18 protein-coding genes and 1 riboswitch are annotated in these 24,212 nt (G+C 71.8%); of the genes, 14 read left to right on the forward strand and 4 right to left on the reverse strand.

Annotated elements, in window-relative coordinates:
* The first annotated feature begins 50 nt into the window (after positions 1-50).
* The 6 genes from JQS43_RS01570 to JQS43_RS01595 all read left to right on the forward strand — a co-directional run bounded on the left by JQS43_RS01570 (position 51) and on the right by JQS43_RS01595 (position 7,982).
* The gene (locus JQS43_RS01570) at positions 51-665 is read left to right on the forward strand and encodes an NADPH-dependent FMN reductase (protein ID WP_239677261.1); all 615 of its coding nucleotides are present in this window, start codon (positions 51-53) and stop codon (positions 663-665) included.
* 63 nt (positions 666-728) lie between these two features.
* Entirely contained in the window at positions 729-1,265 is a 537-nt protein-coding gene (locus JQS43_RS01575; protein ID WP_239677262.1) for a GNAT family N-acetyltransferase, read from the forward strand.
* A 54-nt stretch (positions 1,266-1,319) separates the two neighbouring features.
* Positions 1,320-4,220, forward strand: coding sequence for an alpha/beta fold hydrolase (locus JQS43_RS01580; protein ID WP_239677263.1), 2,901 nt, complete (start codon positions 1,320-1,322; stop codon positions 4,218-4,220).
* Positions 4,217-5,098 carry an ABC transporter permease gene (locus tag JQS43_RS01585; protein ID WP_239677264.1) on the forward strand — a complete coding sequence of 294 codons (882 nt, stop codon included), beginning with the start codon at positions 4,217-4,219 and terminating at the stop codon, positions 5,096-5,098. Before JQS43_RS01580 ends, JQS43_RS01585 begins: the two co-directional genes overlap by 4 nt.
* A gap of 99 nt (positions 5,099-5,197) precedes the next feature.
* Positions 5,198-5,325: riboswitch (SAM riboswitch) on the forward strand.
* 11 nt (positions 5,326-5,336) lie between these two features.
* Positions 5,337-6,623, forward strand: coding sequence for a threonine synthase (gene thrC, locus JQS43_RS01590; protein ID WP_239677265.1), 1,287 nt, complete (start codon positions 5,337-5,339; stop codon positions 6,621-6,623).
* Between the two features lie 339 nt (positions 6,624-6,962).
* Complete coding sequence (locus tag JQS43_RS01595) at positions 6,963-7,982, forward strand: GNAT family N-acetyltransferase (protein WP_239677266.1); 1,020 nt, start codon at positions 6,963-6,965, stop codon at positions 7,980-7,982.
* A 4-nt stretch (positions 7,983-7,986) separates the two neighbouring features.
* Here the strand turns inward: JQS43_RS01595 and JQS43_RS01600 are convergent, their stop codons facing one another.
* Positions 7,987-8,511, reverse strand: a complete 525-nt coding sequence (locus JQS43_RS01600) for a winged helix-turn-helix domain-containing protein (RefSeq protein WP_239677267.1) — start codon at positions 8,509-8,511, stop codon at positions 7,987-7,989.
* A gap of 72 nt (positions 8,512-8,583) precedes the next feature.
* Here JQS43_RS01600 and JQS43_RS01605 point away from each other — a divergent pair, with 72 nt between their 5' ends.
* The 6 genes from JQS43_RS01605 to JQS43_RS01630 all read left to right on the forward strand — a co-directional run bounded on the left by JQS43_RS01605 (position 8,584) and on the right by JQS43_RS01630 (position 16,959).
* Entirely contained in the window at positions 8,584-9,852 is a 1,269-nt protein-coding gene (locus JQS43_RS01605) for an MFS transporter (RefSeq protein WP_239677268.1), read from the forward strand.
* Between the two features lie 63 nt (positions 9,853-9,915).
* Complete coding sequence (paaN, locus tag JQS43_RS01610) at positions 9,916-11,586, forward strand: phenylacetic acid degradation protein PaaN (protein WP_239677269.1); 1,671 nt, start codon at positions 9,916-9,918, stop codon at positions 11,584-11,586.
* A 173-nt stretch (positions 11,587-11,759) separates the two neighbouring features.
* Positions 11,760-11,963: a cold-shock protein gene (locus JQS43_RS01615; RefSeq protein WP_239677270.1), complete on the forward strand. Its 204-nt coding sequence runs from the start codon at positions 11,760-11,762 to the stop codon at positions 11,961-11,963.
* A gap of 125 nt (positions 11,964-12,088) precedes the next feature.
* Complete coding sequence (locus tag JQS43_RS01620) at positions 12,089-13,066, forward strand: hypothetical protein (protein ID WP_239677271.1); 978 nt, start codon at positions 12,089-12,091, stop codon at positions 13,064-13,066.
* 389 nt (positions 13,067-13,455) lie between these two features.
* A complete protein-coding gene (gene groL, locus JQS43_RS01625) occupies positions 13,456-15,078 on the forward strand; it encodes a chaperonin GroEL (RefSeq protein ID WP_239677272.1) in 1,623 nt (540 codons plus the stop codon).
* A 114-nt stretch (positions 15,079-15,192) separates the two neighbouring features.
* A complete protein-coding gene (locus JQS43_RS01630; RefSeq protein WP_239677273.1) occupies positions 15,193-16,959 on the forward strand; it encodes a glycerol-3-phosphate dehydrogenase/oxidase in 1,767 nt (588 codons plus the stop codon).
* A 4-nt stretch (positions 16,960-16,963) separates the two neighbouring features.
* On the opposite strand, the gene JQS43_RS01635 is transcribed toward JQS43_RS01630, so the two are convergent.
* A complete protein-coding gene (locus JQS43_RS01635) occupies positions 16,964-18,376 on the reverse strand; it encodes an FAD-binding oxidoreductase (protein ID WP_239677274.1) in 1,413 nt (470 codons plus the stop codon).
* A gap of 105 nt (positions 18,377-18,481) precedes the next feature.
* Between JQS43_RS01635 and JQS43_RS01640 the strand changes: the two genes are divergently transcribed.
* Positions 18,482-20,257, forward strand: coding sequence for a PrsW family intramembrane metalloprotease (locus JQS43_RS01640; RefSeq protein ID WP_239677275.1), 1,776 nt, complete (start codon positions 18,482-18,484; stop codon positions 20,255-20,257).
* Here the strand turns inward: JQS43_RS01640 and JQS43_RS01645 are convergent.
* Positions 20,248-20,586: a GroES family chaperonin gene (locus tag JQS43_RS01645; RefSeq protein WP_239677276.1), complete on the reverse strand. Its 339-nt coding sequence runs from the start codon at positions 20,584-20,586 to the stop codon at positions 20,248-20,250. The genes JQS43_RS01640 and JQS43_RS01645 overlap by 10 nt on opposite strands.
* 64 nt (positions 20,587-20,650) lie before the next feature.
* On the opposite strand from JQS43_RS01645, the gene JQS43_RS01650 reads away from it, so the two are divergent.
* Complete coding sequence (locus JQS43_RS01650) at positions 20,651-22,045, forward strand: AI-2E family transporter (RefSeq protein WP_239677277.1); 1,395 nt, start codon at positions 20,651-20,653, stop codon at positions 22,043-22,045.
* Positions 22,046-22,064: 19 nt separating this feature from the next.
* Here JQS43_RS01650 and JQS43_RS01655 read toward each other — a convergent pair whose 3' ends face one another.
* The gene (locus JQS43_RS01655; RefSeq protein WP_239679276.1) at positions 22,065-23,987 is read right to left on the reverse strand and encodes an ATP-dependent DNA helicase; all 1,923 of its coding nucleotides are present in this window, start codon (positions 23,985-23,987) and stop codon (positions 22,065-22,067) included.
* Between the last annotated feature and the right edge of the window lie 225 nt (positions 23,988-24,212).

The following is a 24,212-nucleotide window of genomic DNA, read 5'->3' on the forward strand; positions in this document are numbered from 1 at the left end:
AGCTTCGATCTCGCGCCTCCTCGGTAAGAGCAACCAGAGGAGGTACCGAGATGGTCGACAACGCCCAACGAGTGGAGAGCGAGCCGGTCCGGGTCGCGGTGATCATCGGCAGCACCCGGGAGGGTCGGGTCGGTGAGCCGATCGCCAAGTGGTTCGCCCGGATGGCGCAGGAGCGGCCCGGGTTCGACATCGACCTGGTGGATCTGGCCGAGGCGCAGCTGCCGGTGGTGCTACCGGACACGGACGAGAATCTGCCGGCGGCGGTGACCGAGCTGTCGGCCCGGCTGGCGGCGGCGGACGGCTTCGTGGTGGTGACCCCCGAGTACAACCACAGCTTCCCGGCATCATTGAAGAACGCCATCGACTGGTTCTACGACGAATGGCAGGCCAAGCCGGTGGGGTTCGTCTCCTACGGCGGCCGGGCGCAGGGGATCCGGGCGGTGGAGCAGCTCCGGCAGGTATTCGGCGAGCTGCACGCCCCGACTATGCGAAACAATCTCTCGTTTGATCTGGGCGGAGGTGACCTGGACGCCGACGGCCTGCCGGTCTCGTCGACGCAGTCGCAGCGAGCGGTCGGCGATCTGCTCGACCAGTTGGCGTGGTGGGCCCGGGCGCTGCGGGTAGCCCGCGCCCAGACGCCCTATCCGAGCCCGTCGTCGGAGTGAGACCTGGCCGGTGGTCCGGCAACCGGCTGGCGGGACCGGCGCTCGACCGTCGAAGATAGCGGCGTGATCGAGACGATGGCGGGTGCGGAGCGGCTCACCCTGCGGCCTTGGCGGCTCACCGACGCCGACGCGATCCGGGCAGCCTTCGCGCCGCCGGAGATGTCCCGCCAGACCAGCGAGCCGGTCGACTCGGAGTCGGCCGCGCGGCGGTGGCTGCACCGCCGGGAGCAGCAGTGGCAGGAGGGCTCGGCGTACAGCTGGGCGGTGGCCGGGCGGTCCGGCGAGGTGGTGGGCCAGGTGGCGGTCTCCGCGCTGGATCGCCGGAATGAGACCGGTTGGGTTTCCTACTGGACCGTGCCAGCGGCCCGCGGCCGGGGAGTGGCGGCCGCTGCGGTCCGCGCGGCCGCCCAGTGGGCCTTCGACCGGGCCGGACTGTTCCGGCTGGAGTTGGGCCACCGCACCGACAACCCCGCCTCCTGCCGGGTGGCGACTGCGGCCGGGTTCCTGGTGGAGGGTTTGGAGCGGCAGAAGCTCTGTTACGAGGGGCAGCGGTTCGACGTGGAGCTGCACGCCCGACTGGCCACCGATCCGGGAGCCTGAGCGCCACCTGTGCCCAGCAGCCGGAGGGACGCCGCCAGGACGTAGCGTGACGGTATGTCAGCTGTCGCGAGTCGGTTGCGGGGGTGGCGACCGGCCTGGAGCCGGCGCCGGCTGGTCGTCGCTGGCTCTACCCGTCGCCGGCTGCTTGTCGCCGGCCTGGTCGCCGGGTTGTTGGTGGGGTTGGTGGGCTGGGCGGTGTGGCCGGAGCAGGTCGGCTACACCAGCCGCGAGGAGGTGCTGACGGTCCAGTCAGGGCCGGACGGTGCCACCCCGGTGACCCTCGACACCACCTTCTATCTGCCGGATGGTGCTTCCGCCGCCGACCCGGTGCCGTCGGTGCTGCTGGCGCACGGGTTCGGCGGCACTAAGGAGAGCGTGGTCGCCGACGCGGAAGAGTTGGTCGACCAGGGGTACGCCGTGTTGGCGTGGACCGCGCGAGGCTTCGGTGACAGCGGCGGGCAGATCCACCTCAACCACCCCGACTATGAGGTCCGGGACGCGCAGGGGTTGCTGGATTGGCTGGCCGAGCAGCCGGAGGTGCGCACCGACGGCCCCGACAACCCCCGGGTCGGGGTGGTGGGCGGCTCGTACGGCGGGGCGCTGGCGCTACTGTTGGCCGCCGCCGACCACCGGGTGGACGCGATCGTGCCGTCGATCACCTGGCATGACCTGGCGGAGGCGTTTCTGCCGGAGGCGACCGGCGGAGACCCCACCGAGGGGGTGTTCAAGCAGGCGTGGGCCGGGATCTTCTTCGGCGCCGTCGGCGAGGCACCGGCGGCGCCGGCCGAAGCGGGGCCGGAGCAGGAGGGCTCGGACGACCCGGGCGAGCCGGGTGGCGCACCGCCGCTGCCGGACGAGCCGGCGCCGGCGGACCCGATCGACCCGGGCGGGGTGGAGCCCGGGGTGCCCGGCGGCGATCCGCTGTGTGCCCGGTTCGCCGACGACCTGTGCCGTGCGTACCTGGAGGTGGCGGTCGAGGGGCGGGCCAGCGCCGAGGCGGTGGCCCGGCTGCGGGAGTCCAGCCCGGCCGGGGTGGTCGACCAGATCACCGCGCCGACGCTGCTGATCCAGGGTGGTGCCGACAGCCTCTTCCCGCTGGCCGAGGCCGACGCCAACGCCCGTGCCATCGCCGCCGCCGGCACCCCGGTGCAGGTGGCCTGGTTTCTGGGTGGCCACGACGGCGGCGCCGGCCCAGCCGCAGACGAGCAGCGGCTGCGGGAGCTGACCGGGCAGTGGCTGGATTACTACGTCGCGGGCGAGGGGGAGCCGCCGGGCGACGACTTCACCTGGTCGCGGGCGGCTGGGTTCACCGCCGACCGGGGGGTGGCGACCACCGCGTACCGGGCTGACGCGTACCCGGGGTTGGCCGGGACCGACGCCACCGAGATCGCGGTGGCCGGTCCGGCGCAGCCGGTCGCCCGCCCGCCGGGCGGGCAACCGGCCGCGGTCTCGTCGTTGCCGGCCGCCGGCGGGTTAGCCTCCTTTGTGGCCGGAGCCGTCACCGACCTGCCGGGGCAGCACGCCCGGTTCAGCTCGGAGCCGCTGCCGGAGCCGGTGGCGGTGGCGGGGGCGCCGACCGTGCCGCTGCGGGTGGCCTCGCCGACCGGGGAGGCGGTGCTCTTCGTCAAGCTCTACGACGTGGCGCCGGACGGCAGCGCGACCCTGCCCGGCGGGCTGGTCGCGCCGGTCCGGTTGACCGGGCTGCCGGCGGACATCGCCGACGCGGAGCCGGTGACGGTGCAGTTGCCGGCGATCGCCCGCGAATTGCCGGCCGGCCACACGCTGCGGCTCAGCGTCGCCACCACCGACCAGGCGTACACCGTCCCGGCGGAACCGGCGGTCTTCGAGGTGGCGGCGGCCGGCCCGGTGACCGTGCCGACGGTGGCGGCCGAGCCGATCCCGAGCCCGGCGGCGATCTGGCGGTGGGTGCTGGCCGGGTTGGTGGCGACTCTGGCGCTGGGGATCGCGGCGGTGGTGGTGCTGGCGCGCCGTCGTCGTCGCCGCGCCGACCGGTCGGTGACCGCCGAAGACGCCGGGGTTCCGCTGGTGGTGCGGGGGCTCCGCAAGGCGTACGCGGATGGGTTCGTGGCGGTGTCCCGGGTGGATCTGCGGGTCGAGCCGGAGCAGGTGGTGGGGCTGCTGGGGCCGAACGGGGCCGGCAAGACGACGACCCTGCGGGTGTTGTTGGGGCTGACCCGACCTACCGAGGGTGAGGTGCGGGTCTTTGGCCATCGGTTGGCGCCCGGCGCGCCGGTGCTCTCCCGGGTGGGGGCGCTGGTGGAGGGGCCGGGCTTCCTGCCACATCTGTCTGGATTGGACAACCTGACGAGCTACTGGCGGGCGACCGGCCGACCGGCCGCCGATGCCCGGTTCGACGAGGTGTTGGCGATCGCCGGCCTCGGCGATGCGGTGCACCGCCGGGTCCGCACCTACAGCCACGGCATGAAGCAGCGGTTGGCGGTGGCGCAGGCGATGCTGGGCATGCCACGGCTGCTGCTGCTGGACGAACCGACCGATGGCCTGGATCCGCCGCAGATCGCCGGGATGCGTCGGGTGTTGCACAGCTACGCCACCGACGGCCGGGCGGTGCTGGTCTCCTCGCATCTGCTGGCCGAAGTGGAGCAGACCTGCACCCATGTGGTGGTGATGCACCGCGGTGAGGTGGTGGCGAGCGGGCCGGTGGCCGATGTGGTCGGTGACTCGCCCACTACCACCTTCGAGGTGTCGGATCCCGGGGCGGCGCAGGCGGTGCTCGCCGAGCTACCCGGGGTGCGGACGGCGACCCGCAACGAGGACGGTCTGGTGGCCGACCTCGACGGGGTGTCCCGGGCCACGGCGGTGGCGGCGCTGGTCAACGCCGGGATCGGCGTGGAGCGGGTGGTGCCGCGTCGGCGGTTGGAGGACGCGTTCCTCGCCCTGGTCGGCGAGGACACGACCGGGAGCGGGGACCGATGACCGATGTTGCGGAGCAGACCGGGGCGGCGGCCGGCTACCGGCCGGGCCGGACGCTGAGGGTGGCGGCGGAGTGGCGCCGGCAGGCGCGCCGGCGCCGGACTCAGCTGCTGCTGGCGTTCATGGTGGCGCTGCCGCTGATCATCCTGGCCGCGTTTGAGATCGGTGGGGACGAGGGGGACGAGGAGCCGGGTGCGCCCGCCGGGGCGTTCGGCAGCCTGGTGGATCTGGCCACCAGCGGCGGCCTCAACTTCGCCCTCTTCACGATCGCGGTCTCGGCCGGGTTCTTGATGGTTGTGGTGGTGGCGCTGTGCTTCGGCGATTCGGTGTCGAGCGAGGCGAGCTGGGGGTCGTTGCGGTATCTGCTGGCGGCCCCGGTGCCCCGGTCGCGGCTGTTGGCGGTGAAGCTGGTGGTGGCGGCGGGCTACAGCGCGCTGGCGATCGGGGTGCTCGCCGGTACGGCGCTGCTGGCGGGGACGTTGCGGTACGGCTGGCAGCCGTTGCGCAGCGGCCTGGCGGCGGAGCTGGCGCCGGCCGAGGGGTTCGGCCGGCTGCTGCTGGTGCTCGGCTATATCGCGGTGACGCTGCTGGTGACCGCGGCGTTGGCGTTTCTGCTCTCGGTCTACACCGACGCGCCGCTGGGCGCGGTCGGTGGGGCGGTGTTGCTCTACATCTTGTCGAGCATCCTGGATCAGATCACCGCGCTGGGTGGGCTGCGGACGGTGCTGCCGACGCATTACACGGACGCCTGGCTGGGGCTGTTGGCGACGCCGGTGCAGTGGGACGACGCGGTGTCGGGCGCGATCTCGGCGTTGCTCTACGCGACCGGGTTCGCGGCGCTGGCCTGGTGGCGGTTCACCACCCGCGACATCGTCTCCTAACGAGTTGATCATGGACCTTGGTCCATGATTCGGGACTGCTGGCGTCCCTAACCCCATGATCATCTCGTGGGTGGCTAGACTGGCGGCACAAGTGAATAGCACTCATCCAGAGGGGTTGAGGGATACGGCCCGACGACACCCCGGCAACCACCGCGCAGGACTCGACGGCGAGGCCCCGCACGGCAGGTGCCAACTCCGGCCCGCGATCCGCGCGGGGAAGATGAGAGGAAGGCCTCGCATGACTGTCGCCACGCCAGCCCCCACCGCTGACTTCACCGGCTCGCCCGCCCGCGTCCTGGTCTGTCGCGGCTGCGGCACCGAATACCCGCTCGCGGCCCAGCACGCCTGTTGGGAATGTTTCGGCCCGCTGGAGATCGGCTACGACCCGGCCGCGCTGGCCCAGGTCACCCGGGAGCAGATCGCCGCTGGCCCGCCCAACATCTGGCGGTACGCCGGGCTGCTGCCGGCCGGTCTCGACCCGGCCGACCGGGTCTCGCTCGACCCGGGGTTCACCCCACTGGTACGCGCCGACGCGCTCGCCGCCGAGCTGGGCCTGCGGGCTCCGGTGTGGGTGAAGGACGACTCGGCGAACCCGACCCACTCGTTCAAGGACCGGGTGGTCTCGGTGGCGTTGACCGCCGCCAAGCGGCTCGGGTTCACCCGCTTCGCCTGCGCCTCCACCGGCAACCTGGCGAACTCGGTCGCCGCCCACGCCGCCCGCGCCGGGGTGCCGTCGATGGTCTTCATCCCCGCCGATCTGGAGGCGGGCAAGGTGGTGACCACCGCCGTCTACGGCGGCGACCTGGTGGCGATCGACGGCTCGTACGACGATGTCAACCGGCTCTGCAGCGAACTCGTGGAGACCGAGGAGTTCGAGGACACCGCCTTCGTCAACGTGAACGTGCGGCCGTACTACGCCGAGGGTTCCCGCACCCTCGGCTTCGAGGTGGCGGAGCAGCTCGGCTGGCGGATCCCGGAGCAGGTGGTGATCCCGATGGCGAGCGGCGAGCTGCTGACCAAGATCGACAAGGCGTTCAGTGAGCTGGTGGAGGCTGGGCTGGTGGAGCCGCCGGCCGGTGGTTGGCGGGTCTTCGGCGCGCAGTCGGCCGGCTGCAACCCGATCGTGACCGCGCTGGCGGCCGGGGTGGACGAGGTCACGCCGGTCAAGCCCACCGGCATCGCCAAGTCACTCAACATCGGTGACCCGGCCGCCGGCCCGTACGCGTTGGCGGCGGTGCGGCGCACCGGCGGCTGGATGGCGGAGGCGGACGATGACGAGATTCGGGAGGGGATCCGGGCGCTGGCCCGCACCACCGGGATCTTCGCCGAGACCGCCGGCGGGGTGACGGTGGCGGCGTTGCGCACGCTGGTCAAGGAGGGTCGGCTCGACCCGGCGGCGGAGACGGTGGTCTTCAACACCGGCGACGGCCTGAAGACGCTCGACGCGGTCGCCGGGCTGGTCGGGCCGACCTACCGGGTGAAGCCGTCGTTGAAGGGTTTGCGGGCAGCCGGTGTGATGGGCTGATTTCCGGCTCTTCGGCGGACACATCGCCCATCCGTTAGTAGGAGCTGACATCGGCGATGGGTGACCAGAAGGTCCTCACATCGTGAGAAACACCCGTGAGACGTCTTGACGTAACAGCCCGCTACAGCGGAGGATGCTTTTGCGGGAGGACGCATCGCCGCGGACCCGGACAGAGCTTTGGCGACAAACTCCCCCGGATGCCTCCGCGCCCCCGGTGCGAATGCGCCGTGCGAGCGTCCTCCCGACCAATCTCTTCCGCGCCCCGCCGGGGGTGGCCTCTGCCCGCCGTTGGTCGGAAAACCAGGTGCGGAAGCCAGCCGAGGGGCAGACAGTGGAGCGATGCAACCCGAGATCTCTCCGCTCGACCCGGCCGACCAGCCCACGGTCGACGCGATCCAACAGCTGCGGGTGGCGGTCGAGGCGGTCACCGTGCCGGACTTCCCGCCGCCGTGTCCGGTGGAGTTTCGCGCCTCGCTGACCCACCAGGTGAGTTTCCACCGCACCGAGCGATATGTGGCCCGGCTCGATGGCGTGCCGGCGGGCTATCTGACGATCGGCCTGCCGCAGCGCGAGAATCAGGAGGGCGCGTCGGTCGGGCTCGCCGTCCACCCGGACCATCGCCGGCGCGGCGTCGGTCGCGCCCTGCACGCGCACCTGATCCAGCGGCTGGCCGAGCTCGGCCGGAAGCGCTATTACGCCGACACGGTGGCGAGCCTGCCGGACGGGCCGGAGCGGCTGGTCGCCGGGGCCGAGTTCGCCACCGCGATGGGTGCGAAGGCGGCGTTGCCGGAGGTGCGCCGCCGCCTCGACCTGACCACCGTGCCGGAGCAGGTGTGGCGGGAGCTGGGTGCGTCGGCCCGGTCGGCCGCCGCCGGCTACCAGGTGGTCACCTGGCAGGACCGGACCCCGGACGAGTACGCCGCCGACGCCGGCTACCTGGACGGGCGGCTGATCTCCGACGCCCCGACCGGGGATCTGGTGTTGGACGCGCCGGTGATCGATGTCTCCCGGCTCCGGGAGAAGGAAGCCATGCTCGCGGCGTACCAGCTGCGGAGCTACTCGGCCGGGGCGGTGCACGAGCAGACCGGTCGGCTGGTGGCGCTGACCACGATCGGCCGGCAACACAATGCGCCCTGGCATGCCTGGCAGTGGATCACGCTGGTGGATCCGGAGCACCGGGGTCACCGGCTCGGCGCGCTGGTCAAGGTGGCGAATCTGCAGTTCGCGTTGGCGCATGAGCCGCAGCTGCGGGTGGTCGACACCTGGAACGCGGCGGTGAACGAGCACATGATCTCGATCAACGAGGCGATGGGGTTCCGGCCGGTGGACCGGTGGGTGAGCTGGCAGCAGGAGGTCTGACCGGTCACTGCCGGCCGGCGTCGGGGTGGATCGCCACGAACATCGAGTAGGGCCGCCCCTCCGGCCGGCGGGGCTGCGACGCGAGTTGCTCCAGCCACTCGGCGAGCTGGGCCGTCAGCTGCTCGTACTCGGCCTCGGTGAGTCGTAGCCCCAGTCGCGACGCGACGATGTCGGAGCGGTCGGGGACCTGCGCGACTTCGGCCAGGAACGCTTCGATCATGAAGGTCGCCGGCGCGCCGAACCGGTCCTGCTCTTCCCGGACGTCGAGGGTCCAGGACTTGCCGGTCGCCAGGTAGGGGACCTCGCGGGCGCCGCGGCGGCCGCGGCGGGCCGGTTGCGGGTCGAGGAAGCCGGTCGCTACCAGCTGCCGTACGTGGTGCAGTGCGGTGCCGGGGTTGAGGTCGAGCCGTTCGGCGATCTCCCGGTTGGTCAGCGGCTGGTCGAGGCAGGCACGCAGGATCCGTAGCCGCAGTCCGGAGGCGAGCGCCTTCGCCTCGGCCTCGGTGGCGGGTCGCCGGGAGCTGGCCATGGTTGCCGACCTTACCGGAGGCGGTGGGCACAGTGATTGACTTTTCCCAACCACTCGGCCACGATAACCGACGTGCGTACGCCATCCCTCGGGCTACTCGCTGATCCGGACTATCGACGGCTCTTCGCCTCGACCTCGGTCAGCCAGTTCGGTTTCCAGATCACCCAACTCGCGCTTCCGCTGGTGGCGATCATGGCGCTGGCGGCGAGCCCGTTCCAGGTCGGCCTGCTGACCGCGCTGAGCACCGCCTCGTTCCTGTTGCTCGGCCTGCCGGCCGGGGCGTGGGTGGACCGGTGGCGGCGGCGGACCGTGCTGATCGTCGGTGACCTGGGGCGGGCGGTGGTGCTGATCACCGTGCCGGTGGCCTGGTGGGCCGGGGTGCTGACGATGAGCCAGCTCTATGTGGTCGCGTTCCTGCTCGGCACCTTTACGGTCTTCTTCGATGTCGCGTACCAGAGCTACCTGCCCCACCTGGTGGGCCGGCCCAACCTGGTGGAGGGTAACTCCAAACTGGAGTCAGTTCGGGCGCTCGCCCAGCTGGGCGGCCCTGCGCTGGCCGGGCAGCTGATCCGGTGGCTCACCGCGCCGGTGGCGCTGCTGCTCGACGCGGTGGCGATGGCGGCCTCGGCGATCTTCGTGGCCCGGATCCGCAAGCCCGAGCCGAAGCCGGCGCCGCGGCCCGACGCCCACCTGCTACGGGAGATCGGCGAAGGGCTCCGGTTCGTGCTCGGGCACCGGCTCCTGCGGCCGATCGCGGCGACCACCGGCACCGCCAACCTGTTCGGCGCCGCCGCGATGGCGGTGACGCTGTTGTTCCTGGAGCGGGAGCTGGGCCTCAACGCCGGCACGATCGGGCTGGTGATCACCGTGGCGAGCGGCGGCGGGCTGCTCGGGGCGATCTACGCCCGCCGGCTCGCCGGCCGGTTCGGCCAGGGGCCGACGATCTGGGCGGCGATCGCGTTCACGGCGCCCTTCCAGCTGCTGATGCCGCTGGTCGCGGCGCCGGGGTGGCGGCTGTGGGTGGCGGCCGCGGGCGGGTTCGTCGCCTCGTTCGGGGTGGTGGTCTACAACGTCACCCAGGTGAGCTTCCGGCAGTCGATCACCCCCGATGCGTTGCTCGGCCGGATGAACGCGACCATCCGGTTTCTGGTCTGGGGGACGCTGCCGATCGGCGGGCTGCTCGGCGGCGTACTGGGCGAGCTGCTGGGCATCCGTGGCGCGCTGCTGGCGGCGACCGTCGCCAGCTGCTTCGCCTTCCTGCCCGCGTTCTGTTCGCCGCTGCGCGGTATGCGCCGGTTGCCGGAGCCCGACGATCCGGTCACGGTGGACGCCGTGAGCTGAGGGACGTAACGGCTGCGGGGCGCCCCCTCCGCAAACCGGGGGTGGACCGGGCATGATGCGGTTATGACGGAGAACCCGCTATACACCAAGCATGCCGAGACCCTGGCTCGGGCGCTGACCGCGATCGCCGAGCGGGACTACTGGTCCCACTACCCCGAGTCGCCGAGCCCCAAGGTGTACGGTGAGCACGCCGCAACTGAGGGTAAGGCCGCGTTCGAGGCTTACCTGGGCAAACCATTCCCCTTGGACCAGCCCGGCGACCGGGTCGCCACCGAACAGAGCCCGTTCGGTATCCCGCTGGAGATCAAATACCCCCACACCGACCCCGAGACGCTGATCACCGCCGCGACCGCTGCGCTGCCGGGGTGGCGGGATGCCGGCCCGGATGCCCGCGCCGGTGTCTGCCTGGAGATCCTGGACCGGCTGCACCAACACGTCTTCGAGCTCGCCAACGCCGTTCACGCGACCAGCGGTCAGGCGTTCGTGATGGCTTTCCAGGCGGGTGGCCCGCACGCCCTCGACCGGGGTCTGGAGGCGGTCGCGTACGCGTACGCGGAGCAGACGCGGCACCCGGCGACCGCGGTCTGGAGCAAGCCCGGTAAGGGTGCCCCGCTGCGGATGGCTAAGACCTTCCACGTGGTGCCGCGCGGGGTGGCGCTGGTGGTCTGCTGCAACACCTTCCCGACCTGGAACTCGTACCCGGGGCTCTTCGCCTCGCTCGCCACCGGTAACCCGGTGATCGTCAAGCCGCACCCGGGCGCGGTGCTGCCGCTGGCGGTGACCGTCCGGTACGCCCGGGAGGTGCTTGCCGAGGCCGGGTTCGACCCGAATCTGGTGCAGCTGGCGGCGGAGGCGACCAACGAGGGTCTGGCCTCCACCTTGGCGACCCGCCCGGAGGTCAAGATCATCGACTTCACGGGCTCCACCGCGTACGGGGACTGGCTGGAGGCGAACGCCCGGCAGGCGGTGGTCTACACCGAGAAGGCCGGCGTCAACACCGTCATCGTCGACTCCACCGACGACTTCGACGGCATGTGCCGCAACCTCGCCTTCTCGCTCAGCCTCTACAGCGGCCAGATGTGCACCACCCCGCAGAACATCCTGGTGCCGGCCGGTGGGATCGATACCGACCAGGGCCGCAAGTCCTTCGACGAGGTGGCGACCGGGATCGGCGAAGCGGTGCACAAGCTGGCGGTGGTCGACCCGGCCAAGGGCGTGGAGATCATCGGGGCGATCGCGAACCAGGCGAACCAGCAGCGGATCGACCAGGCCCGCGCCGCCGGCGAGGTGGTCCTGGACTCGATCGAGCTGACCCACCCGACGTACCCGGCGGCGGTGGTGCGCTCGCCGCTGCTGCTCAAGCAGCGCGGCGACGCCGAGCAGGTGTACGGCGAGGAGTGGTTCGGGCCGATCTCCTTCCTGGTCGCCACCGACTCCACCGAGGCGAGTCTGGCGGTGTTCCAGCGCGTGGTGGGCGCCCGTGGCGCCCTGACCGCCGCCGTCTACAGCACCGACGAGCAGGTGCTCGCCGAGGCGGAGCGCGCGGCGGTGGCGGTCGGCGTCAACCTCTCATGCAACCTGACCGGCGGGGTCTTCGTGAACCAGTCGGCGGCCTTCTCCGACTTTCACGCCACCGGCGCCAATCCGGCGGCGAACGCGGCGCTCACCGACGGGGCGTACGTGGCGAACCGGTTCCGGGTGGTGCAGTCTCGCCGGCACCTTGCTGCGGAGTGAAATCCCCTCGGCTAACCGGTGGTTAACACTGCTTATAGCCGCTTATGAGGCTTTTTTCCGCAGCCGAGTTGGCCGATGGAGCGTGCACCGTTCGGAGGGTTGGGGTAGCGTGCGGATCTGATCGTCTCAACGACAACAGACGGTTCCGGTAGTACCGAAGTAAGGGAAGCAGCGTGGCACAGGGCACGGTTAAGTGGTTCAACAGCGAGAAGGGCTACGGCTTCATCGCCGTAGACGGCGGCGAGGACGTCTTCGTCCACTTCTCGGCGATCGAGATGGATGGCTACAAGGCCCTCGACGACGGCCAGCGGGTCGAGTTCGAGGTGGTGCAGGGCCAGAAGGGTCCGCAGGCAGAGCGGGTGCGGCTGGTCGGGTAGCGTTCCGATCGCTTCATACGTAACCAGCAGGGGCGTCGACGGCCGTCGGCGCCCCTGCTGCCGGTCCGGGTGCGGCGTGGCGAGGGTCCGACGCCCGATGAGGCGACTGCTAGCCTGCTGATCTCATGAGCCCCCCTCCCTCGCACCCGGACCCTTACGACCCCACCTCCTACGGCCACCCGGCCGGCGGGCCGCCGGATCCGCTGGTGCCCGCCCCGGCGGGCGGGCTCGCGGCGTTGCTTGAGCGGCTGGTCGCGACCCTGCGCCGCAGCGGCCGGAGCCTGCTCTGGATCATGCTCCTCACCTTCGCGTTGCCGCAGGTGGTGTGGACCGCGTTGCTGGACTCGATCAGCGACGGCACGCTGCCGTACGGCAGTACGGTCGCGGTCGACCCGGAGACCGCTGAAGCCGAGCCGTTCGCGCCGCTCGAGGAGATGTTCGGCGCGGTCAGTGGCGAAGGCTGGCTGATGATCGTGGCGGCCACGGTGGGGGTCGCGGCATTCGCCGCGCTCGGCTGGGCCGCCTCGGTGTGGGCGGTCACCCAGGCCGCTGCCGGGCTGCCGGTGACGGTGGCCGAGGCGCTGCCGGCGGGGATGCGGCGGATGCTGCCGATGCTCGGCTGGTACCTGGTCTACGGGCTGCTGATCGCGGTCGGGTTGGTGTTGTGCGTGCTGCCCGGCCTGTACCTCGCCGCCGCGGCGGCGCTGTTTGGATTCGTGGTGGTCTACGAACGAGGCCGCAACCCGATCGCCCGCTCGTTCCAGCTGGTGCATCAGGGGCTGGGGGCTGGGCTGGCCCGGGTGGCGTTGCTGTTCACCTTTATGCTGCTCGCCTCCTGCCTGCTGGGCGGGGTGACCGCGCTGTTGGGGCTGGGCACCGCCGAGACCACCACCGGCCGGATCGCCGGCAGCGCGGTCGATTCGCTGCTGACGCTGCCGCTGAGCATCGTGCTGCTGGTCGGGTTGCTGCTGACCTACGCGCAGTCCCGGGCGAGGTTGGAGCCGCTGACCACGGTGGTGCTGTGGAACGAGGCGAACCCGCCGGAGCCGACCGCGCCGGGCTACCCCACCGACCCGGCGGGTGGGCCGGCGCCGTCGAGCTGACCGGCTGGGCTCGGCGGATGTCCGATGTGGGAAGCGACACCGCACCGGTTACCCGGGGATCAGCTTGCACTCGCCCCATGAGAGTGCTAAACAAGGTACTAGCACTCGCTCCCTGTGAGTGCCAGCAACAGGTCGGGGCGGTAGGGCCCATGGTTGTGTCGTCGGCGCCATCGGTGCTGGTCGGCCAGCTTGGGCCGGTCGTCGCGGGCTATCCGGCCCGGCCGGCGAGCCTGACTTCGGTCGGGTTCGAAGGTGCGTAAGCACGCAGCGCGTGCGGGCTCAGTTGGGCCCCGCGTGCCGCGGGCGTCCAGGAGGACATCGGCCGCGGCGGCGTCGAGCAGTGCGAGACGCCGCGGTCACGGGGCCGTTATCGAAAGGACAGGAGCCGAATGGCCAAGATGATCGCGTTCGACGAGGAGGCGCGCCGCGGCCTAGAGCGGGGCATGAACCACCTCGCCGACGCCGTGAAGGTGACGTTGGGGCCCAAGGGTCGCAACGTCGTCCTCGAAAAGAAGTGGGGTGCGCCCACCATCACCAACGATGGGGTCAGCATCGCCAAGGAGATCGAGCTGGAGGAGCCGTACGAGAAGATCGGCGCCGAGCTCGTCAAAGAGGTCGCGAAGAAGACCGACGACGTCGCCGGTGACGGCACCACCACCGCAACCGTGCTCGCCCAGGCCCTGGTCCGGGAAGGGCTGCGCAACGTGGCCGCCGGCGCCAACCCGATGGCCCTGAAGCGGGGCATCGAGTCCGCCGTGGCCAACGTCGCCGAAGAGCTGGCCAAGCTCGCCAAGGACGTCGAGACCAAGGAGCAGATCGCCTCGGTGGCGTCGATCTCCGCGGGCGACGAGAGCGTCGGCGAGATCATCGCCGAGGCGATGGACAAGGTCGGCAAGGAAGGCGTCATCACCGTCGAGGAGAGCAACACCTTCGGGCTCGAGCTGGAGCTCACCGAGGGTATGCGCTTCGACAAGGGCTACATTTCGCCCTACTTCGTCACCGACACCGAGCGGATGGAAGCGGTCCTCGAGGACCCGTACATCCTGATCGCGAACAGCAAGATCTCCGCGGTCAAGGACCTGCTGCCGGTGCTGGAGAAGGTCATGCAGGCCGGCAAGCCGCTGCTGATCATCGCTGAGGACCTGGAGGGCGAGGCGCTCGCCACGCTGGTCGTCAACAAGATCCGCGGCACCTTCAAGTCGGTCTCGGTGAAGGCCCCCGGCTTCGGGGACCGCCGCAAGGCCATGCTGCAGGACATCGCCATCCTCACCGGTGGCCAGGTCATCAGCGAGGAGGTCGGGCTCAAGCTGGAGTCGGTCGGCCTCGAGATGCTGGGCCGGGCCCGCAAGGTGCAGGTCACCAAGGACGAGACCACCATCGTCGACGGTGCCGGCGACGCCGACCAGATCGACGGCCGGGTGAACCAGATCCGCGCCGAGATCGAGAACAGCGACTCCGACTACGACCGCGAGAAGCTGCAGGAGCGGCTGGCCAAGCTGGCCGGCGGCGTCGCGGTCATCAAGATCGGTGCCGCCACCGAGGTCGAGCTCAAGGAGCGCAAGCACCGGGTCGAGGACGCGGTACGCGCGGCCAAGGCCGGCGTCGAGGAGGGCATGGTCCCCGGCGGTGGGGTCGCGCTGGTGCAGGCCGGCAAGACCGCCTTCGACAAGCTCGAACTCGCCGGTGACGAGGCGACCGGTGCGCAGCTGGTGAAGTTCGCGCTGGACGCCCCGCTGCGGCAGATCGCGGTCAACGCCGGCCTCGAGGGCGGCGTGATCGTGGAGCGGGTCCGCAACCTCGAGGTGGGTCACGGCCTCAACGCCGCCACCGGTGAGTACGTGGACATGCTCGGCTCGGGCATCACCGACCCGGCGAAGGTGACCCGGTCGGCGCTGCAGAACGCCGCGTCGATCGCCGCCCTGTTCCTGACCACCGAAGCGGTGGTCGCGGACAAGCCGGAGAAGGACAAGGCCCCGGCGGGTGCGCCCGACGCCGGCGGGATGGACTTCTAAGCAGTCCAGCCCCGCTTTTTCCGCGCCGATCATGAGCCAGTTGACAGACTCGCCCGGCGAGTCCGTCGACCAGCTCATGATCGGCGCGGAATGGCGTGCGGCTACGGTTGACGGGTGCGTGACCCGGAGACCTCCCGATTCGCCGCTGGCCGGCTGAGCCCGGCCCGGCGAAAGACTGATCTGGACCGGCTACGGTCCGAGACCTTCGACGTGCTGGTGATCGGCGGCGGTGTCACCGGCGCCGGCGCCGCAGTCGACGCCGCCGCGCGTGGCCTGTCGGTCGCGCTGGTAGAGGCCCGTGACTTGGCGGCCGGCACCTCCTCCCGATCCACCAAGCTCATTCACGGCGGGCTGCGCTACCTCGAACAAGCCGAGTTCCCGCTGGTCCACGAAGCGCTCGCGGAGCGGGAACTGCTGGCCGGCCGGCTCGCCCCCCATCTGGTCCGGCCGGTGCCGATCCTGCTGCCACTACCAGCCAAAGCCTGGCCGGTCCGGGCCGGCCTGCGCGCCTACTACGGGGCCGGGGTCGCGCTCTACGACGCCTTCGCCGGGCTGGTCGGGCAGGGACGGGTGGTGCCGAAGCACCGGCACCTGTCCCGGGCCGCCACCCGCCGACTCTTCCCCAGCCTGCGGCCGGACGCCACCGGCGGCGCCATCCGCTTCTACGACGGCCAGGTCGACGACGCCCGGCTGGTCGTGACGCTCGCCCGGACCGCAGCCAGCCTCGGCGCCGCGGTGGTGACCAGCACCCGGGTGACCGACCTGCGCGACGACGGGGAGCAGATCACCGGCGCCCGGGTGCGGGAGCTGGAGAGCGGCGAGGAGATCGATGTCCGCGCCCGGGTGGTGGTCGCGGCGACCGGAGTGTGGAGCGACGATCTCACCAAGATGCTGCCCCGGGCCCGGCCTGGGCTGCGGGTGAGGGCGAGCAAGGGCGTCCATCTGATGGTCTCCCGGTCGGCGATCTCCGGCGAGGTGGGGCTGCTGCTGCGGACGCCCAGCTCGGTGCTGTTCGCGCTGCCGTGGGGTGGCCACTGGCTGATCGGCACCACCGACACCGACTGGGAGCTGGACCGGGCCCACCCGGCCGCCTCCGCGCACGACATCGGGTACCTGCTCAATCAGCTCAACCAGGTGCTGGACCGGCCGCTGACCGAGGCCGACATCGAAGGCGTGTACGCCGGGCTGCGACCGCTGCTGGCCGGCGAGGACGAGGCGACCTCGGCGCTCTCCCGAGAGCACGCCGTGGTGGCGCCGATGCCGGGGCTGCTGCTGGTGGCCGGCGGCAAGCTGACCACCTACCGGGTGATGGCCGCGGATGTGGTGGACATCGCGGCGCAGCAGCTCGGGGTGGCCCGGCGGTCGAGCACCGCCCGGCTGCCGTTGCTCGGCGCCGACGGCTACGCCGCGATGTGGTGGGACCGGGCGGCGCTGGCGGCCCGGTTCGGCGTACCGGTGGGCGTGGTGGAGCACCTGCTGGAGCGTTACGGCACGCTGACCCCGGAGGTGCTGGCGATCGCGGCCGCGGATAAGGAGCTGGCGGCGCCGCTGACTGGTGCCCCGGAGTATCTGGCCGCGGAGATCGTCTACGCGGCGCGGACGGAGGCGGTGGTGCACCTGGAGGATGCGCTGACCCGCCGGACCCGGATCTCGATCGAGACCCCGCATCGGGGCGAGGCGACCGCCCGGCACGCGGCGCAGCTGCTCGGCGCCGAGCTCGGATGGTCGGAAGCGCAGGTCGAGCGGGAGATCGCGCACTACCTGACCCGGGTGGCCGCGGAGCGGGAGTCGCAGCGGATGCCCGACGACCAGACCGCCGACGCGGCCCGGCTGGGCGCGCCCGACCTGCGCGGGCCGGACCAGCCGGTCGGCGAGGGGTGATCGGTCACCCGGGCGGCGGCACCACCTTGCCCGGGTTGAGCAGATTGTCAGGGTCGAGCGCGTGTTTGATGGCCTGATGCACCCGGCCGCCGACCGGGCCTAGCTCCTGCGCCAACCACTGCCGCTTGAGCAGGCCCACGCCATGCTCGCCGGTGCTGGTGCCGCCCACCGACAGTGCCAGCTCCATGATCTCGTCGAAGACCGCCTGACCCCGGGCGACGCTGTCCGGGTCGGCCCGGTCGACCACGATGTTGGGGTGGAGGTTCCCGTCACCGGCGTGGGCGATCACCCCGACCATAGTCTGCCGCGCCGCGGCGATCCGGGCGATCCCGTCCAGCACCTCCGCCAACGCGGTCCGGGGGACGGCGATGTCGTCGACGATCACGCCGCCGTTACCGCCCGGGAATGCCTTGGCCGCGGCGTGCTCGATGCTGTGGTATGCGAGCCGCCGGGCCGCGAGTAGCGCCTGTGCCTCGGTGGCGTCGGTGGCTGCGTACACCTCGGCGGCGCCGGCCTGCTGGCAGAGCTGCTCCACGATGGCGAGGTCGGCGGCGGCGCTCGCCCCGGTGTCCACCGCCACCAGCAGCAGCGCGGCCGCGTCGGTGCGCAGCCCCATCGGCTGGTACGCCTCGATCGCCGCCAGGTGGGTCTGGTCGACCAGCTCCAGCAGGCTCGGGGTGGTGCCGGCGGCGGTGAGCGCGGCGACCGCCGCCCCGGCGGCTGCGGTGGTGTCGAAGACCGCGACCAGGGTCAGCGACTCGGCCGGCGCCGGCTTCAGCCCCAGGGTGATCTCGGTGATCACCCCGAGGGTGCCCTCGGAGCCGACGAAGAGCCGGGTCAGGTCGTAGCCGGCGACTCCTTTCGGGGTACGGCGGCCGGTGCGCAGCACCTCGCCGCCGGCGAGCACCACCTCCAGGCCCAGGACGTACTCGCTGGTGACGCCGTACTTGACGCAGCACATGCCGCCGGCGTTGGTGGCGACGTTGCCGCCGATGGTCGACGACTCCCAGGAGCCGGGGTCGGGCGGGAACCGGAGCCGGTGGGGCGCGAGCGCCTGTGCGAGGGCGGCGTTGACCACCCCGGGCTGCACGACCGCCAGCCGGTTGAGCGGATCGATCTCGAGGATCTGGTCCATGTTGGTGAGCGAGAGCACCAGTGCGCCGTCGCCGGCGTTGGCGCCGCCGGCCAGGCCGGTGCGGGCGCCCTGCGGCACCACCGGCACGCCGTACTGGCCGGCGAGCGTGATGGTGGTCGCCACCTGCTCGGTGGTGGTCGGGCGGACCACCGCGGCGGGCAGGCCAGCGGGGCAGAGCCCGGCCTCGTCGCGTTGGTGGCTGCGCCGGAGGTCCGGATCGGTGAGCACGGCGCCGGGCGGCAGCGCCCCGGTCAGCGCGTCGATGAGAGTGCTGCTCCCCATCCGGCCACCCTACCCCCAGTGTTGATCATGGAGTTTGGGTGCCAAATCCGGGCTGATCATGTGCCTTGGTTCATGATCGGTGCGGTGGGGTCGTAGGCTCGGGGCGTGAGTGCGCAGCCAGACCCCCCGGTTCCGCCGCCGACCCCGCCGTATACGCAGTCCCGGCGGCGATCGGTACGCCGCGGACTGGTCCTCGGCCTGGCCATCTTCGTGATCGCCGGCTCGGCGATCACGACGCTGAGCATCATCGGCTGGAACATCGGCGTAGACGCCCTGATCGTCGGGCTGATCGCCGCGATCATCCCGGTGCCGGTGCTGATCCTGGCCTTCCTATGGCTCGACCGCTACGAACCAGAACCGGTCCGCTACCTCCTTTTCTGCTTTGGTTGGGGAGCCTTCGTCGCCACCGCCGTGGCGCTCGGCGTCAACACCCTGTTCGCGTACATCTTCACCGGCGCCGGCCTGCCCGAAGAACTCGTCGCGGTGCTGGTCGCACCGGTCATCGAAGAGATCGGCAAGTTCGCCGCACCGGTCCTGCTGCTGCTCTTCCGGCGGCGAGCGATCTCCGGCATCACCGACGGCATCGTCTACTGCGGCCTCTCCGCCGTCGGGTTCGCCATGGTGGAGAACATCCTCTACCTGGGCGGGGTGGGCTACCGCTCCGGCATGGACGAATTCGGCCCCGCCACCGGCGTGTTCATGCTCATCGTGATCTTCGTGTCGCGGATCTTCATGTCCGGCTTCGCGCACCCGCTCTTCACCGCCGCCGCCGGCATCGGGCTCGGGATCGCCGCCCGCAGCACCTCCACCGCGGTTCGCTGGCTGGCCCCGCTGGCCGGGCTGCTGGTGGCGATGCTGCTGCACGCCGCCTGGAACCTGATGGCGGTCGGCGCCGGCGCCACCGGCCAACCGGCGCTCTTCCTCTACGGCTACCTGGCGGTCATGGTGCCGATCTTCCTCAGCATGATCGGCCTGGCGCTGTGGATCCGCACCCGGGAGGGCCAGGTCACGCAACGCACCCTGCCGGACTACGTCCGCGCCGGCTGGCTGTCGCCGCCCGAGGTCGCTTCGCTGAAGAATCTCGCGGCCCGGCACAGCGCCCGCCGCTGGGCCCGTCGGGTCGCCGGTGACGAGGGCGCAAAGGCGATGCGACGGTTTCAGTACGCCGCGACCCGGCTGGCGCTGCTGCGCGATGGGGTGCGCCGGGGCCTGGACACCACACCCACCGCTGAGGCGCGAACCGCCGCCGAGGAACACGCCCTGCTCTCGGAGATCGCCGCCGCCCGCGGGGTCTATGTCGGCCGGGACACGGCGGTGCCGTCGGCGCGGTGGGACGGCCACGGCTACACGATCATCTTCCCGGATGGGGAGACCCGGCGGGTCGAACCGCCGCCCGAGCCGGTGATGCCGCTGCCGATGCTGCTGCCGACTCACCCGATGGGGTACGGCGCACCGGGCTATCCGCCGGCCGGGGGATACCCCGGGCACTCCGGCTACCCCGGCTACCCGGGACACTTCGGGCACCCTGGCTACTCCGGACACTCCGGATATCCGGGCCATTCTGGATACCCGGGCCACTCCGGTTACCCTCCCGCCGGACACCAGCAACCGTGGTACCCGCAACCGGGCTATCAGCAGCCTGGGCACCCTCCCGCGGGTTACCAGCCTGGGTACCCCCCGCCGGGCCAGCCGTACCCGGGGCAGCAGCACCCGGGCCAGCCGTACCCGGGGTACGGGCAGTCGGGCCAGCCGTACCAGGGCCACGGGCAGTCGGGGCCGTCGTACGGCGGCCAGCCGTCCGACCCGCCCGACGCTGGCGGCGGGCCGGGGTCAGACCAGTCGTCCCGCCCTAGTGACCCCGAAGAACCGGATCAGAGGTAGAGGCCGGTGGCGTCCGGCTGTACCCGCTGGGCGGCTACCGCGTGGACATCCCGCTCCCGGAGCAGGATGTACTCCTGCCCGTGCAGCTCCACCTCGGAGCGGTCCTCGGGGTCGAACAACACCCGGTCCCCGGTGACGATCGCGCGGACGTGGGGTCCCACCCCGACCACGGTCGCCCACGCCAGCCGCCGCCCCATCGAGGCGGTGGCCGGGATGACGATGCCGGCGGTGGAGCGGCGTTCCCCTTCGGCGCCCTCGACCCGGACCAGGACCCGGTCGTGGAGCAGGCGGATTGGCAGACCCGTATCGGTTTCAGGTGCGGCGGTCACGGTCCAGACGGTACCGGGTAGCCGACGTTGACTACCGTAGGGAGTCCTGGGCGAAACGAGGGGGGTGGCAGTGGGCCGGTTCGAACAGGCGCGGCAGAACATCCGTAGGGCCTATGAGACGGGCCGCGAGAGCGTACGCGCGGCCCGGCAGCGGGCGGAGCAGCCGAACGACGAGCCGCTGATGCGGATGGCGCACCAGCCAGCATTACCGGAGCACGCGACCGCGCCGGGCGCGCAGGGGCCGGTGAGCGAGGAGTCGGCGGCCGGGCCGCCGGCGCCGCCCGGCCCGGAGCCGCCGCCGACTGTCGAGGAGGCGGTGCCGCGTAGCCTGCGGATCGCCGGGGCCTGGTCGTGGCGGTTGATCGTGGTCTCCGCGGTCGCGTACGCGCTGTTGTGGATCGCCAACCAGTACCTCCTGCTGGTGGCGCCGCTCATGATCGGCCTGTTGCTGGCCGGGCTGTTGATGCCGGCCCAGCGCGGGCTGGTGAAGCTCCATGTACACCGGTCGCTCGCGGCGCTGCTGGTGGTGGTCGCCGGCCTGGCCGCGGTCGGCGGGACCCTCTACCTGGTGGTGAACGCGTTCATCGCGGGTCTGCCCGGCATGATCTCCGAGGTCGAGTCGGGGATCGGTGAGTTCCAGGACTGGCTGGAGAACGGGCCGGTCGGGCTCACCGAGGACAATCTCGAAGATCTGGTCACCCAGGCCCAGGATTGGATCAACGAGAACACCCAGCAGCTGACCGACGTCGGCCTGGCCGCGGTCACCGGGACCGTCCAGTTCCTGACCGGCATGGTGCTGACCCTGGTCATCACGTTCTTCTTCCTGCGGGACGGCGGCCGGATCTGGCGGTTCATGATCAGCATGTTGCCGCCGCCAGCGCGGGCCCCCATGGCGTACGCCGGCGAAGGCGGTTGGCGAGCGCTCGGCGGCTACGTCCGGGCGACGGTGATGGTGGCGTTCGTGGACGCGCTCGGGATCGGCCTCGGGCTGTATATCTTGGACCTGACCATGGGGATGCCGTTCGTGCTGCCACTGGCGGCGCTGGTGTTCCTCGGCGGGTTCGTGCCGATCGTCGGGGCCTTCGTCTCCGGTGGGGTGGCGGTGCTGGTGGCGCTGATCAGCCCGCCCGGCACCGAAGGGCTGATCAAGGGTCTGATCGTGCTCGGCATCGTGGTGCTGGTGCAGCAGCTGGAGAGCAACGTGCTGCAGCCGTTCATCGTCAGCAAGATGGTGCGGATCCATCCGCTCGCGGTGATCATCGCGGTGACCGCCGGTATTCTGCTCGCCGGCATCATGGGCGCGCTGGTGGCGGTGCCGATCGTGGCGGTGCTGAACGCGGTGGTCCGTCGGCTCAACTCCTACCGGGACGAACGGTTCCGCCGGGAAGCTGAGCCGGGCGCGCCACCGGGTCCGGCGCAGGATCCGCCGCCGCGGGTCGTTACCGAGTCGAGCGGCTGACCGGGCCGCGCTGGCCCGGCTACCCGGCGAGCCGGGTCAGCGCCCCGGTCACCACCGCTGGATCGGTGGTATACCAGAACGGCGGCAGCGACTTGCGCAGGTAGGAGCCGTAGCCGCGGGCGGTGTGCAGTCTCGAATCCAGCACCGCCACCACTCCCCGGTCGGCACCGGTGCGGACCAGCCGGCCGGCGCCCTGTGCGAGCCGGACCGCGGCGATCGGGACGCTGACCGAGGCGAACCCGGAGCCGCCGGCGGCGTCCACGGCGGCGGACCGGGCGGCGGCGAGCGGCTCGTCCGGTCGGGGGAATGGCAACCGGTCGATGACCACGAGCTGGCAGGCGTCGCCGGGCACGTCCACTCCCTGCCAGAGCGACATGACGCCCAGCAGGCAGCTGTCGGGGTCTTCCCGGAAGCGGCGGACCAGCAGCGGCAGCGACTCCTCACCCTGCAGCAGGACCTCCAGCTTGGTGCGGCTGCGCAGCACCTCGGCGGCCCGCTCCGCCGCCCGGCGGGACGAGAAGAGCCCCAACGTCCGGCCGCCGAGGGCGGTGACCAGCCGGACCAGCTCCTCGGCCGAGGCCTCGGGTAGCCCGGACTCCTTTGGTCGGGGCAGGTGCGCCGCGACGTAGAGGATGCCCTGCTTCGGATAGTCGAACGGGGAACCGACGTCGAGGCCCCGCCAGGGCAGGGCGCCCGCACCGGAACCGGCGCCGGCATCGGCCGGCCCGGTGCCGGGGGCGAGCCCGAGCGTCCGGGCGACGGTGTCGAAGGCGCCGCCGAGCGCCAGCGTCGCCGAGGTGGCGACCACCACCCGGTCCTCGAACAGATGCGTGGTGAGCGTGCCGGCGACCGACAGCGGCGCCACCACCAGGGCGGGCTGCCGCCGCCCGCCGCCGAACCCGGTGGGCTTCTCCACCCAGGCCACATCCGCGTCGTCGGCGGCGATGAGCCGCTGCGCGGTGCTGGACAGCTCCTCCAGCGCGGCCCGGGCGGGCTGCTTGCCGACCGCCTCCGGGTCGTCGGACTTGACCTCGCCGATCGCGGTGAGCGCGGCCCGGGTCGCCGCGTCCACCAGCGTGCACGCCTCGTGCAGCGGCGCCGGCAGTGGGCCCGCCAGCCGCCCGACCGGGGCCTCACCCAAGCCGACCGTGAGCGCGTCCCCGGCGGTCACCAACGCCTCGTAGATCTCCGGCTCGAGCAGGGTCCGGCACCGCCGCGCCCCCCGGTCGACCGCCTCGGCGGTCAACTCGGCCTGCGCGGCGGAGGAGACTCGGTCGGCGAGCTCATGCGCCTCGTCGACCACCAGGAGCTTGTGCGGGGGGACGATGTGCCGGCCGGCGAGCATGTCCACCGCGAGCAGACTGTGGTTGGTGACCACCAGGTCCGCCGCCCGGGCCCGCTCTCGCGAGAGCTCGGCGAAGCACTCGGCGCCCCAGGGACACTTGGCGGCGCCGACACACTCCCGCGCCGGCATCGAAACTTGGCGCCAGGCGGTCTCGTCGACCCCCGGGTCGAGCTCGTCCCGGTCGCCGGTGCTGGTCTCCATGGCCCAGTCGCGGATCCGTTCGATCTGCTTGCCGAGCCGGCCGGACTCGCCGATCCACTTCGGCTCGCCGCCCGCGCCGCCGGCGTCGAAGAGCGCGTCGGCCGGCTCCTCCTCGGTGGAGCCGTCCAGTTTGGCCAGGCACAGGTAGTGGTGGCGGCCCTTGAGCACCGCGAAGCTGGGGCGCCGCCCGAGCACCGGCTGCGCCGCCGCCACCAGCCGGGGAAGGTCGTGGTCCACCAGCTGCGACTGCAACGCCAGGGTCGCGGTGGAGATCACCACCGGCCCGTCCACCAGCAGCGAGGGGACCAGGTAAGCCAGGGACTTGCCGGTGCCGGTGCCCGCCTGCACCAGCAGATGCTCCTTGCGCTCCACCGCACCGGCGACCGCGGCGGCCATCAGCTGCTGGCCGGGCCGGGTGGTGCCCCCTGGCACGGCCGAGACCGCGGCGGTCAGCAGCGCGTCGAGCTGTTCGGAGTGCTCCAGAGCGGGCAGATCGTCGGCGCTGACGGTGGGCGGGGCGGTCACCGCCACACCGTACCCGGTAGCGGGGCGGTGCCGGCAGTTGTCCACACCCCCGCCGGTTGTCCACAGGCCGCCGGTTGTCCACAGGCCGGAGTCGGC

The organism is Natronosporangium hydrolyticum, from assembly GCF_016925615.1.
Taxonomy (GTDB): domain Bacteria; phylum Actinomycetota; class Actinomycetes; order Mycobacteriales; family Micromonosporaceae; genus Natronosporangium; species Natronosporangium hydrolyticum.

Bases quoted from the DNA above. Each gene is read 5' to 3' on its own strand.
- JQS43_RS01570 (WP_239677261.1), top strand. From the start codon at position 51: ATGGTCGACAACGCCCAACGAGTGGAGAGCGAGCCGGTCCGGGTCGCG.
- JQS43_RS01580 (WP_239677263.1), top strand. From the start codon at position 1,320: ATGTCAGCTGTCGCGAGTCGGTTGCGGGGGTGGCGACCGGCCTGGAGC.
- JQS43_RS01585 (WP_239677264.1), top strand. From the start codon at position 4,217: ATGACCGATGTTGCGGAGCAGACCGGGGCGGCGGCCGGCTACCGGCCG.
- thrC (WP_239677265.1), top strand. From the start codon at position 5,337: ATGACTGTCGCCACGCCAGCCCCCACCGCTGACTTCACCGGCTCGCCC.
- JQS43_RS01595 (WP_239677266.1), top strand. From the start codon at position 6,963: ATGCAACCCGAGATCTCTCCGCTCGACCCGGCCGACCAGCCCACGGTC.
- JQS43_RS01600 (WP_239677267.1), bottom strand. From the start codon at position 8,511: ATGGCCAGCTCCCGGCGACCCGCCACCGAGGCCGAGGCGAAGGCGCTC.
- paaN (WP_239677269.1), top strand. From the start codon at position 9,916: ATGACGGAGAACCCGCTATACACCAAGCATGCCGAGACCCTGGCTCGG.
- JQS43_RS01620 (WP_239677271.1), top strand. From the start codon at position 12,089: ATGAGCCCCCCTCCCTCGCACCCGGACCCTTACGACCCCACCTCCTAC.
- groL (WP_239677272.1), top strand. From the start codon at position 13,456: ATGGCCAAGATGATCGCGTTCGACGAGGAGGCGCGCCGCGGCCTAGAG.
- JQS43_RS01635 (WP_239677274.1), bottom strand. From the start codon at position 18,376: ATGGGGAGCAGCACTCTCATCGACGCGCTGACCGGGGCGCTGCCGCCC.
- JQS43_RS01655 (WP_239679276.1), bottom strand. From the start codon at position 23,987: ATGGCCGCCGCGGTCGCCGGTGCGGTGGAGCGCAAGGAGCATCTGCTG.